The organism is Polyangium sp. 15x6 (assembly GCF_029960785.1).
In the GTDB taxonomy this organism is placed as follows: domain Bacteria; phylum Myxococcota_A; class Polyangia; order Polyangiales; family Polyangiaceae; genus Polyangium.
Map to the genome: position 1 here is coordinate 61,909 of NZ_JASBQE010000014.1, position 13,885 is coordinate 75,793.

The window sequence follows — 13,885 nt, forward strand, 5'->3', positions numbered from 1 at the left end:
GGACCAGCCTGATCAGCCACCAACGACCTCCTCGAGCTCCTCGAGCTCCCGCCGGAGCGCATCCTCGATGGCCCCGAGCGGGACAGGCGCTGCGGCGGGTTTGTCCGCAATCGCCTCTACGGCGGGTGTCGCCTCGCGGCGCGTCTCCGGAGCGGGGCGGAGCCGCCCGAACAGGAACTCGGTCAACGCGTTCGCCGTCGGATACGTCCACACGATCGTGGCGGGCATGGATTGGCCTGTGCTCGCCTCCAGCCGGTTTCTGAGCTCCAGACCGATGAGGCTATCGACGCCGAGCGCGCGGAAGGGCGTGCTCGGGTCTAGCTTGGCCGGGTCCATGCGGAGCACGTGCCCGACGTGCTCGAGGACGAGGGCACAGACGAGCTGGCGTGCCCGCTCGGGATCCGCGCCGCGGATCGAGCCGACGAGATCCTGATCCGAGGCGCGCGTGTCCGTGTGGGTGCTATCCGCGAAGAGGGAGGTGAGATAAGGCCACCCGACCGCGGTCGGATAGAAATCGGCCCACTGGCGCACGTCGATCGGGCACGGAGCGACGTGCGCCAGCCCGGTCGCCGCGACCCGCGCGAAGATGGCATGACCGTCGCGCGGGCCGAGGAGGCCGAGCCCGCGGCCTTCGAGCCTCGCTCCGCGGTTGTCGGACGCCGCGGCGAGCCCGATCTCCGCGAAAGGCCCCCAGGCGATGGCCGATGCCGGCAAGCCGAGGCTCCGGCGATGATACGCGAGCGCATCGAGGAACGCATTGGCGGCGGTATAATTCGCCTGCCCGGGACTGCCGAGGAGGGTCATCGCCGAGCTGTAAAGCACGAAGAAATCGAGCTTCATGTCTCGCGTGAGCGCGTCGAGGTGGACAGCGCCGGCGACCTTCGGGCCGAACACGGCGCGGGCGCGCGCGACGGATTGATCGGGAATCATTCCGTCGTCGAGCACCATGGCCGCGTGCACCACGCCCTTCAAGGGGAAGGCGGCGGGGAGCGACGCCAGGATGGCTGAGAGCGCCGCGCGGTCGACCACGTCGGCCTGCGCCACCGTCACCTCGGCCCCGAGGCGCCGCATCGCTTCGATGGCCTCGCGTTGCGTTTCATTTTGCGGGCCGCGTCGACCGACGAGCACGATATGGCCCGCCCCTCGTTCGGCCATCCACGAAGCGAGCGACATCCCGAGCCCGCCGAGGCCGCCCGTGACGAGGTAGCTGGCATCCTGCTTCAACAGCGTCGCCTGCGCGTCCCCCGTTACCTTCACGCTGGGCTTCGTGGGTTCGTCGACCCGCAGGACGAGCTTGCCCGTGTGCTTGCCGCCGCGCATCTCCCAGAATGCCTCCTGCGCGCGGGACAGCGGGAACGTGCTGCGGGGAAGCGGCCGAATCTCGCCCCTCCTCACGTGCTCGAGGATCTCCAGGAAGAGCTCGCGAACGAGCTCCGGGCGCCTGTCGATCATCGTCCCGAGATCGACGAACGAGAACGTGAGCCCCTTCAGAAACGGCCTCAAGCCAATTCGATGATTCGCCTGGTAGTCCCGCCTGCCGAGCTCGACGAAGCGGCCCCCCTCGCGCAAGAGATCGAGGCTCTTCTCCAGGAAGGGTCCACCCAGCGAATTGAGGACGACGTCGACGCCCTCGCCGCCCGTGAACCGCAGCACGTCCTCCGCGAAGCGATCCGAGCGAGAATCCGTGACGAGCTGCACTCCCTGAGATCGCAGCCACGCGCGCTTCTCTTCGGTGCCCGCCGTGGCGATGATCTGGGCGCCCACGTGACGGGCCCACGCGAGCGCCGCCATTCCGACGCCGCCCGCGGCCGAATGGATGAGCACACGCTCGCCCGCCCGGAGCTTGGCGGCGCGGCAGAGCGAATGGTAGGCCGTCAGGTGCGCGATGGGGAGCGTCACCGCGTCCTCGGAGGCGAGGTCATCGGGCAGCGGGAACGTCAATACGGCGGAGGAAAGCACGTGCGTCGCGAACCCAGAGAAGCCCACGGCGATCACGCGCTGCCCTTCGCGGAGACCCGTGACGCCCGGGCCGAGCCGCGCGACCCTCCCGACGCATTCGAGCCCCATGTTCGTCCTGCGCCCCTCCACCGCGGGGATCTCGCCGAGCACCGAGAGGACGTCACGGAAATTCATCCCCGCGACATCGACCGCGATCTCGACCTCTCCCTCCCCCGGCGTCGTACGTTCGAATGGCGCGAGGTGAATCCCATCGAGCACCCCGGGGCGGTCGTTCACGAGGCGATAGGGTCGATCCCCGGCAGGCTCCACGCGCGCCGAACTCGTCTGCGGCAGGGAGGCGCGCTCGAGCCGAGCCACGTGGCGGGCGGTGCCGCGCACTGCGACCTGATCCTCGTCCGTGTCCGAAAGCAGAAGCAAGACCAGCGATCGCGCCTCCACGAGGCTCTCCGGATCTCCGATATCCACGCGGAGGGGCCGCAGGCTCGGGTGCTCCATCCGGATCGTCCCGCCGAGCCCCCACATGAGCGCCTGCTCCGGCCGAACATGCGTGGCGTCGTGGACCGATTGCGAACGCAGCGTCACGAGGACGAGCCGGGGCGGATCCCGGAGCGGGCGCGCGCCGAGCGCCTGCGCGACGTGCAGCGCCCCGGCAAAGCCCCGCAGGCTCGCCTCGGCGAGCGGATCCGCGAGAGGCGCGTCGCTCGAGGGCGCGTCGAGGCCCCACGCGCAGATCACGCCACGGAGCGGCGAAGGGACGCGAAGCGAATCCGCGATCATTCGCTCCACGGCGTGGCGATCGAGCGGATCGATGCCGCCGGCGCGATCGTCGGAGCGGCCGAGCACGACCTGCACGTCTCCGCCTGCCGAGGCAAGCTCGGCCGCGATCTTGTCCGCGAATTCTCTCCGGTCCGAAAGCACGAGCCAGCGCCCCGGCGCGGTCTTCGCGAGAGGCCGCGGAGGCTCCTCGAAGTCCCTCCACGCGACGCCGAGGAGCCATTTCGACCATGGCTCCGCCTGCGCGGTCGCGTCGCGTCCGAGGGGCTCGAGGTGCAATCCGTCGACGCGGCCGACGAGCGCGCCGCTCTCCTCCCAGATGCAAAGATCGGCGACGAGCCCAGGCGCCCCGCGCCGCGCGGAGACCGTCGCCTCGCACCACACGAGCTTCGATGCCGCGCGAAACCCGTACACCCGATCGATCTTCACGGGCACGAGCGGGCCCGCGGGGAGGTGCGCGTCCGCTGGCTCGGCGGCGAACAGCACGTGAATGCACGCATCGAGCAGCGCGGGGTGGATCACGAAAGCGTCGGCCCCCGACGCGGCGTCGGGCAGGGCGATGAGCCCGAGCGCACGCTTGCCATCGGCGTCGCAGAAGAGCCGTCGCAAGCCGCGAAATGCCGGGCCATATCGATGACCCCTCTCCGAAAAACTCTCGTAATGTGCGTCGACCGATCGCTCGCGCGCGCAGCGCGCCCTCGCCTCGTCGAGCCGCAGCGCACCCTCGCTCCTACCCTCGTTTTCGGGCGCCGGCCCGACGCGCGCCGCGACGAGCTCTTGCCACCGCTCCGCCTCGCGCCCCGCCGAGCTTTGCCGCTCGGCGATGCTCAGTCGGAAGCTCGACGGGCCCGCTTCCTCCAGTGTGATCTGGACGAGCGTCGACGCGGTGTCGGTCAGGACGAGCGCCTGACGGAGCTCGACTTCCTCGAGCAAGACGCCCCTATCGCGGAGCACCTCCTTCGCCGCGGCGAGCCCCATCTCCACGTAACCCGCGCCGGGGAAGACGCAGCTCTCCTCCACGCAATGGTCGCGCAGCCAGGGGAGCGTGTCGAGCGACAACACTTGCTCCCAGAAGACCGCGCCCTTCGGCACGGACATTCGAAACGGCGCCCCGAGCAGCGGGTGACCCGAGGTCGCGCCCGCTCGAGGAGCCGCCGTACCCCTCGGGCTCGGCACGTCCAGCCAGTATCGCTCTCGCTGGAACGGATACGTGGGGAGCGGCGCCCGCTGCGCTCCGCGGAACATCCTGGCATGATGGATGGCGACGCCGCTCGTGTGCAGCTCGGCCCAGGACGATAGCACCCGCGCGAGCGAACCATGCTCGCGCCGCAACGTGCTCACGATCAGGCCGGACACGCCTGCGGCTTCGAGGTTCGCCTGCAACGGCATGGCGAGCAGCGGGTGGGGATTCACCTCGATGAAGACGCGGTGACCGTCCGCGATCAGCCGCTCCGTGGCGTCCGCGAACCGGACCATCTTCCGGAGGTTGTGGTACCAGTATTCCTCGTCGAGCGCAGGGCCATCCAGCCGATCGCCGGTGACGGTCGAATAGAATGGGACGCTCGGCGCCCTCGGAGCGAGCCCACCGAGGATCTGCGACAGCTCGCCCTGCATCACCTCCATCTGCGCGTAATGGGTCGCTACGTTGAAATGAAGCTTTCGTACGAAGATCTGCTCGTCCGAGAGCTCACGGACGAGCTCCTCGATGGCCTGTGGATCGCCGGATACCGAGGTCGCCTTCGGCCCATTGACGGCCGCCACCTCGATCCGACCACCGAAGCGGGCGAGCCTCTGCGAGAGCTCCTCGCGCGACAGCTCCGTCGTCGCCATCGCGCCGGTGCCGAGGAACCTCGTGAGCGCGCGGCTGCGTCGTCCGACGACCCGCGCGGCGTCCTCGAGCGACAGCGCGCCGGACACGTAAGCCGCCGCGATCTCCCCCTGGCTATGGCCCACGACGGCGTCTGGCTCGACCCCGAGCGAACGCCAAAGCGCGGCGAGCGACACCATCATCGCGAAAAGGACGGGCTGCACCACGTCCAGCCGGTCGAGCGCCGGAGCCCCTGGCTCGGACCGGAGAACCGCAAGGACCGAGAAATCCGTATGCGGCGCGAGGGCACGCTCGCACTGCTCCATCTGCGCGCGAAAGACCGCCGAGCTCTCGAGGAGCGGGAGCGCCATCCCCGCCCACTGCGACCCCTGACCCGGGAACACGAAGACGATCTTTCCGAGCGGCCTCGTTCGGCCCTCGACGACCTCCTCGACGCGCTGCCCGTTCGACAGCGCCTGGAGCGCCGCGAGCGCCGCTTCACGCTCGCGCGCGACGACCACCGCCCGGCGCTCGAAATGCGCGCGCGTCGTGGCCAGGGAGTGGGCCACGTCTCGGAGGTCGAGCTCCGGGGACGACGAGAGGTGCGCGAACAGCCGCACGGCCTGCGCGCGGAGCGCCGGCTCAGTCTTGCCCGAAAGAGCGAGGGGCACGGGCGGCGCCGCGGCCGGAGCAGGCGCCTCGAGAGCTTCATTCCGTAGGGCCCCTAGCGTCTCTGCGAGCTCCGGCCTTCGCGCGTCGAGGCCTCGCGCATGGCGGAAAACCTCGCGGAAGCGCGGATCGAAGCCTGCCTCGAACAGCGCCCCGAGGCTCTTCAACAAGCTCGCGCGCTCGTCCTCGTACCGGAAGCAGGACGGTAGCGCCGACGCGCGCGCCGCGATCGATTGAATGGTCCGTTCGATCGATTTGACGAGCACCGGGTGCGGGCCGAGCTCGAGGAAGACGGCCGGGCTTTCCGAGGCAATGGCCGCGATGGCCTTCTCGAAGAGGACCGTGCTCCTCAGGTTCTTCGCCCAGTATTCGGGCGAGCACTCGGAGCCGTCGAGCCACCCATCGAGCGCGGTCGAGCGGAACCGCACCCTCGTCGTGCGGGGCTTGATCCCGAGCAGGCTCGCGCGGAGCGGATCGAGCAGCGGGTCCATCTGCGGGCCGTGCGCCGCGAAGCCCATTTTCACGCGCTGGCACAGGATCCCTCGCGCAGAGAGGCGCGCCTCGGCGCGCTCGAGGTCCTCGATCGTCCCGGAGAGCGCGACCGCACGCGGACCATTGACGGCCGCCAGCGCGAGCCCCTCGGCGTCTCTCAGGACCGCCTCGAGCGTCTGGTCCGCCGGAAGGACGACCGAGAGCACCCCACCCCGCCCGGCAACCGTGCCGATCCATCGGCTGCGCTCGACGATCACGCGCATTGCGTCATCGAGCGAGAGCGCCCCGGCCAGGTACGCAGCCGTCACCTCGCCCATGCTGTGACCCACGACGACGTCGGGCTCGATGCCCCAGGAGCGCCACAGCGCAGCGAGCGCCGCGGACACACCGAACATCACGGCCTGGACGACCTCCGGCGCGTCGAGGCGTGAGCTCGTCTCGTTCGCGAGGAGCTCTCCAAGGATGGTGAAGCCTCGAAGCGCGGAGAGTGCTCGGTCGCAAGCCTCGATTTCGGCGCGGAACACCGGCTCCGTCGCGACGAGCGAACGGGCCATGCCCACCCATTGCCCACCGTGCCCAGGACAAACGAATACGAGCCGCGGACGCGGCGCCGCGGGCTCTCGCGCGCCGATCCCCCCGGAGAGCAGGCTCGACAAACCCGTGACGAGTTCGTCGCGCGAGCTCGCCGCGACGGCCCCGCGGTAGGCCCCGCGCGGACCACGCTCCGTCACGGTACGGCAAAGGCCCTCCGCTTCGGCGAAGCTCTCGAGCTGGCTCGCGCAATCGAGCGCGTCGAGGACGCTCCGTCGGAGTGACCGCGGATCATCGGCGGCGAGCGCGAGGAGGAGACCGTTGCTCCCGGGCGCTGCTTCGAGGATGGCGTGACAGTTCGTCCCCCCGAACCCGAACGAGCTCACGCCTGCGCGAGGATTCGCTTCGTGCCGAGGCCAGGCTTCGAGCTTGGTCTGCACTGCGACCCGGAGCGACTCGAAGGGAATGTGGGGATTCGGCCGCTCGAAGTTCAGGCTCGGCGGCAACATCCGGTTGCGCAGCGAGAGCGCCACCTTCATGAGCCCCGCGACGCCGGCGGCAGCCTCGAGATGTCCGAAGTTCGTCTTGATCGACCCGATGCGGACCGGTCGCTCGGCGGGGCGGCTCGCCCCCAGGACCGCGCCGATGGCTCCCGCCTCGATCGGATCGCCCAGGATCGTGCCCGGGCCGTGTGTCTCGATGTAATCGATCGACTCGGCGTCCACGCCCGCCTCGAGGAGCGCTCGGCGGAGCATCGCTTCCTGGGCCTTCGGGTTCGGCGCCGTGAGGCCGTTGGAGAACCCGTCGTTGTTCGTCGCGCTCCCGCGGATGACGCAATAGATCGGATCGCCGTCCGCGATGGCCTGGCGAAGCGGCTTCAAGAGGAGGAGCCCGCCGCCTTCTCCGCGAACGTAGCCGTTGGCAGCAGCGTCGAATGCACGGCATTGTCCGGCCGGGTTCATCGCGCCGAGCTTCGTCATCGCGACCGTGCTGTGCGGCGACGAGATGATGTGGACACCGCCCGCGAGGGCCATCGTCGACTCGCCCAGCCGCAGGCTCTGGCACGCGAGGTGGATCGCCATGAGCGAGGAGGAGCACGCCGTGTTCACCGTCAAGCTCGGTCCCTCGAACCCGAGGGCATAACTCACGCGAGCCGAGATGATCGACGTATCCTGCCCCGTCGCGGTGTGCTGGTCGATGACCTCCGGATCACCGTTCGTGAGCCTCGCGTAATCGCTCCACATCGCTCCGACGAACACGCCGATTGCGCGCCCGCACAAGGCGGCGGGATCCATCCGCGCGTCTTCGATGGCCTCCCAGGCCATCTCCAGCACGATGCGCTGCTGCGGATCCATGTGCTCGCCTTCGCGGCGAGAAATGCTGAAGAACGGCGCGTCGAATCGATCGACCCCGTCGACGAAGCCGCCCCAGCGCGTGCTCATCTTGCCGGGCTTCTTGAGGTCCTCGTCGAAGAACGCCTCGATATCCCACCGCTCCGGCGGGACCTCCCGGATACCGTGCCGCCCCTCCCGCAAAAGCTTCCAGAGCTCGGCCGGCGAGGACACGCCGCCGGGCAGACGGCAAGCCATACCGATGATGGCAATGGGCTCGGCGAGGTCCGACCGCGTATCCGCGGGCTGCGCCTCCAGGCGAGCGGGCTCGACGGCGACCGCCGAGGACGACGTTGCGGCATACCGCGACAGCGCCTCGATTGTCGGATATTCCCATGCTGCCGTGGGCAGGAGGGGGCGCCCAATGTGCGACGACAGGCGAGCCACGAGGGCGGTCAACGGTGCAGACTCGAGCCCGAGCTCGCGGAAGCGCCGTTCCCTTCCAATGGAGTCGGGCGACACGCCGAGCAATCGCCCCACTTCCGTCTGAAGCCACACGCACAATGATTCTTGGTTCGAGGACGCGGACACTTTCACGCTCGCACCGAGACCGGTATCCTTATCCATGATTGATGTAAGACCGGCCCACCGGCATCGGTCACTCTCACCCGCTCCGAAGCCTAATAGAGATAGAGAGCAAGGGCACCGGGCTATAGCATCTCACGCCTCTCGTGCGCAAGAGGCTTTCGACGCCCCCTCGGTGCACAGAAAGCTCGTGTTGACTGGGGGAGCCTAGTCATCCATGTCGTCCTGGCGGGTAACCGGACGAGCGCCACGCATGCCCATCACGTTCAGCTTGACATGCGTGAACACCTGTGCGTGACACGGCGGTTTTCATTGACGCACCTCGCCGCGCTCCTCCACGCGGGATGGTCAGCCGGCGGCGCGCCGGGCCCCGCGACGGCGACCTCGCGTCTCACCCCTGAGCATGAGCAGAAATTCAACCCCCACAAGCAAGAATTCAACCTCCGGATCGACTTCCTGAAGCCATCGAAATAACCAAAGCATACACCACTGCGTAACAGTACACACCAACGCGGGATTGCGCTGGACGTAACGCGCCGTTACTGGTAGGACTTGTTGTCCTGCGAGATTTTTAACAGGAAAGCATCGGTTCATCGTGCATGATAGATGCGGGGAGGGGGTCGACTCGCAAGAGCCGGCTCCGCATCACCCCGATGGGGCGAACGCCCCTCGGTGCGATTCTGCTGAAGATCATTCTAAGGCGGGCACTTCTCGTCAATCGAGAAGTACCCCTGTCGGAGGCAGCATGGAGATCAGAAGAATCAAAGGGATCAAACGAATCGTGATTCCGCAGGCCGCGCAGGCTGCGGGGGCTTCGACGGGCCCGATCGTCATCAAGGGAAAGAAGTCGAAGCGGAGGAAGCTCTCCAGGAGCTCGAGGCTCATGGAGAAGATTACCCGGCGCAGCGCGCGTGCCAATCGTGCGGTCCTCGATCAGTACCTCGCCCGGCACAATCGCTCGAACCGGAAGAAGAAGAACGGCTGGTTGAAGGACCTGTCGAAGAACATGTTCGCTGCCGGCCGGAAGGGTCGGAAGAGCTTCAAGTTGAGCTCGTTGTTCTAGTTCGAAGACGATCGGGGCGACCCGATCGAGGAAAGCGATAGATTCACCATGGCCACCGAGACAGCATCGACGAAGTCGTCCGCAGCCGCGGGAGCGGCCGCTCCCGCGGCCGCTGCGGCAGCGACGCAGGAGCCCATCATCATCGACTTGGGGAAGAAGAAGCGAAAGCTCGTTCGCAAGCTCCGCAAGGGCAAGCCGAACCGGCTGATGGATCGCATCATGGAGGTCCTCGATGACGGGAGGGCGGCCAAGGCGATCCCCTCCGATGCCCAGCCGGTCGTGATCATCGTTCGCGAGAAGAAGCGCGCGAAGATCGGCAAGATGTGGGGACTCGGTTGAACATCGATTTCACATGAGGGCCGGGGGCTGATCGATTCTCGGATCAGCTCCCGTCCGTCTCCGAGCTCGGCGACGTTCCTACTGCCATATCACCATGCTGAAGAAGAAGCTCATTCCAACTCCCCTCGTCGTACGCAAGGGTGTTACGAGGCGTCCGCTCGAGCCGGTACTTTCATGGCGCCTCGGCTTCACCATGTTGATGGTCTGGAAGGTGATCTGGCACAGGCTGATGGCGCGGCTTCGGGCTCCGCATGGCCCCGGCGGCAAGTATACGCCGCTCCGCCTCGCCGTCATGGTCCGAACGGACATGGAGCGGCTGGGCGGCCTCTGGGTCAAGGCTGCTCAGATCATGGCGATGCGCAGGGACATCTTTCCGAAGGTGTTCTGCGACGAGCTGTCCAAGCTGCATGATCGAGCGACCGGGTTTTCCGGCGCCGTCGCGCGCAAGATCATCGAAGAAGAGCTCGGGCGCCCCGTCGACGAGGTGTTCCGGGAGTTCGACGTCGTCCCCCTCGCCGCGGCTTCGATCGGCCAGGTCCACATCGCGCGCCTGCGGGAGACGAATACCAAGGTGGCGATCAAGGTCCAGCGGCCTTCCATCGCAGACTCGCTCAGGAGGGACCTCGCCATCATCGCGGGATACCTGAGCTTGCTTCGCTGGGTCCCCTCCTTGTCGTGGATGAACCTCGACGAGATGTACCAGAAGCTCGAGGGTACGCTCGCGGACGAGCTCGATTACCGCATGGAGGCCGGCGCGATGCGCCGAATGCGGCGCACCCTGCGGCAAACCAAGGTCTACGCCCCGAAGGCGTTCTCGCAATACTGCACGAAGCGCGTCCTGGTGATGGAGTTCGTCGACGGCGTGCTCATGTCCGATTACATCGAGGCTCTCGTCAACGATCCGAAGAGAGCCAAGAGGTGGCGCAAAGAAAACAACATCAATCCCAAGAAGCTGGGCGCGCGACTCTACCTCAGCTACCTGAAGCAGCTCCTCACCGACAACCTGTCCCACGGCGATCTTCATCCGGGCAACATCATGATGTTGCGGAACAACCGGATCGCGCTCATCGATTTCGGCTCCATCGCCGTCCTCGACAAGGGCTGGCTCTCGAAGTACGTGCTCTCGCTCAGGACCCTCGCCGCGCGGGATTTCTCGAAGTACGTGGACATTTATCTGACGATGCTCGCGGGCATCCCGAACATCGACATCGAGGCGATGCGCAAGGAGGTCGTGAGGGAGCTGGAGACCTGGGAGGCCATCTCGGACGTCAAAGGCATCCCCTACGAGCAGCGCTCGTTGCTGGGAGGGGTCTCGAGGTTGACCGCGATCTTCGGCAGGTATCAATTGCCGCCCATCTGGACCTCTCTGCGCGTCATGCGCAGCGGCGCCGCGCTCGATGCGTCCCTCAAGTACCTCATCCCCGACGCCGACTGGTTCAAGCTCGCGCGGAAGCATTTCGCGCGCGAGCAGCAGTACATGCTCAAATTCATGGCGTCGAATCAAAGCAGGCAAGCGCTGGCCGGGTCCATCAACGATCTGATGCGCCTCCCCGCGAACATCGGCGAAAACCTCATCTTCCAGGGCGAGCTCATCCGCAAGCGCGCGATGAGCTTTCAGGCGCAGCTCTCGAAGGCCGCCGCGGTCGGCAAGGCTCTGTTCACCACACTCTTGAACGTCGGTCTCATCGCGACGGTGTTCATCGTCGCGAAGTACGTGACGAAGCAACACGGCTTGGGCAAGAAGGCCGTCTCGGCGCTTCCGGTACGGGATGTCTTCGGATCAATGCCGCAATTCGCGCCCGGCGTGTGGATCCTCATCATCATCCTGTCGCTCTACTTGTTGCGAAGCATCGCGAAGCTCGTGAAGCTCCTCGGGGTCAAGGGGACGGGGACGAACCCGTGGGTTTGATGGGAAAGCGAGGCGTGACGTGCAGCGGCGCATGAGGTTACGTCCACCCCTCACGCGAAGAGCCTTCCTCCGCGGCGCAGCCGGTCTTGGCGGCGGCCTTCTCCTCGGCTGCGGACGCAGTGGTTGCGGTCGGTCCGCACCGCTCGAGAAGAGGACGGCGGACGTCGTCGTGGTCGGCGCCGGTTTGTCAGGGCTCGTCGCTGCGCGGGAACTGCTGAAGGCAGGCGTCGGCTCCGTCGTCGTGCTCGAAGCTCGAAATCGGGTCGGAGGTTTGACCGTCAGCCAGGAGGTCAGCGAAGGCGTGATGGTCGACGGCGGAGGGACCTGGGTCAGCCCGAAGCACACACGCATCCTGGCGCTCGCGGAGGAGCTCGGCGTCGGCACCGTGGACGCGGCGGAGTCCAAGGGAAACCCCGTGTTCCTCTTCGACGGCATCCGCGTGGCCGGGACGGGCCGGCTCTTCTCGCGCGCCGAGGCGCGCGAGCTCAGGCAGCTACGGGACAAACTCGAGGGGATGGCGGCCGAGCTCCCGGTGGGCGCGCCGTGGGACGCGCCACGCGCGGCCGAGTACGATGAAGTCTCGATGGCCCACTGGCTCACGGACAACTCGTCGACCGTCTGGGGAAGGCGCGACATCGATCTCGCCATCGACTGGACGTTCGGCTGCCAGCCACACGACATCTCGCTCTTGCGGTTCGTCGCTGCCGTCAAATCCGTCGGCGGGCTCGAACGCTTGATGGCCATCTCGGACAGCCAGGATGTCTCGTTCAGCGGCGGCTCGCAGATGCTCTCGGTGAAGATGGCGCAGGCGCTCGGAGACCGGGTGTTGCTCGCTTCCCCCGTGACGCGCATCGTGGATGATCCGGCGGGCCCGGTGCGCGTCGAAACCGAGCGCCTGTCGATCGAGTGCGGTCGCGTGATCGTGGCCATGATGCCAGCGGACGCTCGACGCATCGAGTTCGAGCCCGAGCTGCCCGAGCTCAAGGCGGGGCTCATCGCAAACTGGACGGGCTCGCCGGATTACAAGGCGCACATCGTGTACAAGACGCCATTCTGGCGCAATAGCAGGCTCAACGGCACGGCGGTCGGAGATGGCATCGTGGTGGACTTCATCTTCGACAGCACGCCAGCGGCCGGCACGCCAGGCGTCCTCGTGGCCTTCGGCGCAGGTGAGGAGCTACCCGCCACCGTGAACGACCGCAAGGAAGTCGTCACCCAGTCCCTCGTGAGTTTCTTCGGAGAAGAGGCCATCGACGCCATCAACTTCGTAGAAATGGATTGGCTCACCGAAGAATGGTCGACCGGGTGCGCGTCGCCGCTCGGGCCTGGCGTCCTCAGCAAATACGGTCCCGCCCTGCGCCAGCCCGTTGGCCGCATTCATTGGGGCGGCTCGGATACGTCCGCCGAGTTCGATGGATTCATGGAAGGCGCGGTTCGCGCCGGGGAGCGAGTCGCCTCCGAGGTAGCGGCGATCCTGCGCGAGAGCGGCGCCATCCCCGCACCCGCGAAATCGGGTTGATTCCCAGCATGAACGGGCTCGACTCCAGCCTGCGTGTGGCGCTCGCCGACAAACGCGTGAATCGGATCGACGGCCTCTACGTCGTCACGGACAGGCTGGATTATCCAGCCATCGATCAGGTCTTTCCCCTCTTCGCTGAACAGCAATTCTTCCTCGACGAGCTTGCGCATGAGCGGATTCGAGGCGCCGAGGTTCTCGAGATCGGGCTCGGCTCGGGTGTGCTCTCGATCGGGGCGGCGCGCGCAGGCGCGAGGTACGTGACGGCGCTCGAGATCAATCCGCGGGCGAAGATCTTTGCTGGTTTCAACGCGATGCTGAACGGCGTCGCGGACAGGATCTCCATCGTCGACGGCAATGCCGAGCTCTTTCTGCCCCTCGCGGGCAGGCGCTTCGATTACGTCATGTCGAACCCGCCGTTCGAGCCAACGCCGCCAGGCATGCAATACTTCCATCACTCGGCGGCGGGACCGTACGGTCTCGACTTTCTGGAGAAGCTCTTCGTGGGCCTCGACGCGCACCTCACGGACGAGGGCTATGCGCAGATCGTGACGGCGGCGCCCGGCAACGCGGAGTCGCCAACGTTCCTCATCGATCTCGTCCAGAAACACCTGCGTGGCTCGACGCGCATCGTCCAGAACCCCTTCACGATGACGTTCGACGCGATCATGGATCGCCTCGCCGGCAAGAACATGGGCACCGTCGAGCAGGTCGATGCCTTACGCGAGATGGCCCGGCGTACCGGCGCAGCGCACGTGCACCTCTGCATGATACACTACGACCTGGGTCAGAAGAGCTTGAAGGTCGAAACATCGAAAAAGACCTACGCAGATTACTGGGACCTTCCCGCTGAAGAAATCATGCTACGAGCAAGTGGACCGTGACGAAGCCCCCCGGCAGAGCCGAAGAA

At 66.8% G+C, this 13,885-nt stretch carries 6 protein-coding genes; 5 read left to right on the forward strand and 1 reads right to left on the reverse strand.

Features of this window, described 5'->3' with window-relative positions:
* Window positions 1–12: 12 nt before the first annotated feature.
* Entirely contained in the window at window positions 13–8,121 is an 8,109-nt protein-coding gene (locus QHF83_RS13030; RefSeq protein ID WP_282418127.1) for a type I polyketide synthase, read from the reverse strand.
* A gap of 772 nt (window positions 8,122–8,893) precedes the next feature.
* On the opposite strand from QHF83_RS13030, the gene QHF83_RS13035 reads away from it, so the two are divergent.
* The 5 genes from QHF83_RS13035 to QHF83_RS13055 all read left to right on the forward strand — a co-directional run bounded on the left by QHF83_RS13035 (window position 8,894) and on the right by QHF83_RS13055 (window position 13,859).
* Window positions 8,894–9,211 (forward strand): hypothetical protein, encoded by a 318-nt coding sequence (locus QHF83_RS13035; RefSeq protein ID WP_282418128.1) that lies wholly within the window; start codon window positions 8,894–8,896, stop codon window positions 9,209–9,211.
* Window positions 9,212–9,259: 48 nt separating this feature from the next.
* On the forward strand, window positions 9,260–9,550 hold the full coding sequence (locus tag QHF83_RS13040) for a hypothetical protein (RefSeq protein ID WP_281311116.1): 291 nt from the start codon (window positions 9,260–9,262) through the stop codon (window positions 9,548–9,550).
* A gap of 94 nt (window positions 9,551–9,644) precedes the next feature.
* Window positions 9,645–11,459: an AarF/UbiB family protein gene (locus QHF83_RS13045; RefSeq protein WP_282418129.1), complete on the forward strand. Its 1,815-nt coding sequence runs from the start codon at window positions 9,645–9,647 to the stop codon at window positions 11,457–11,459.
* 31 nt (window positions 11,460–11,490) lie between these two features.
* Window positions 11,491–12,978 (forward strand): FAD-dependent oxidoreductase, encoded by a 1,488-nt coding sequence (locus tag QHF83_RS13050; protein WP_282418130.1) that lies wholly within the window; start codon window positions 11,491–11,493, stop codon window positions 12,976–12,978.
* Between the two features lie 8 nt (window positions 12,979–12,986).
* Window positions 12,987–13,859: a 50S ribosomal protein L11 methyltransferase gene (locus QHF83_RS13055; protein ID WP_282418131.1), complete on the forward strand. Its 873-nt coding sequence runs from the start codon at window positions 12,987–12,989 to the stop codon at window positions 13,857–13,859.
* The last annotated feature ends 26 nt before the right edge of the window (window positions 13,860–13,885 follow it).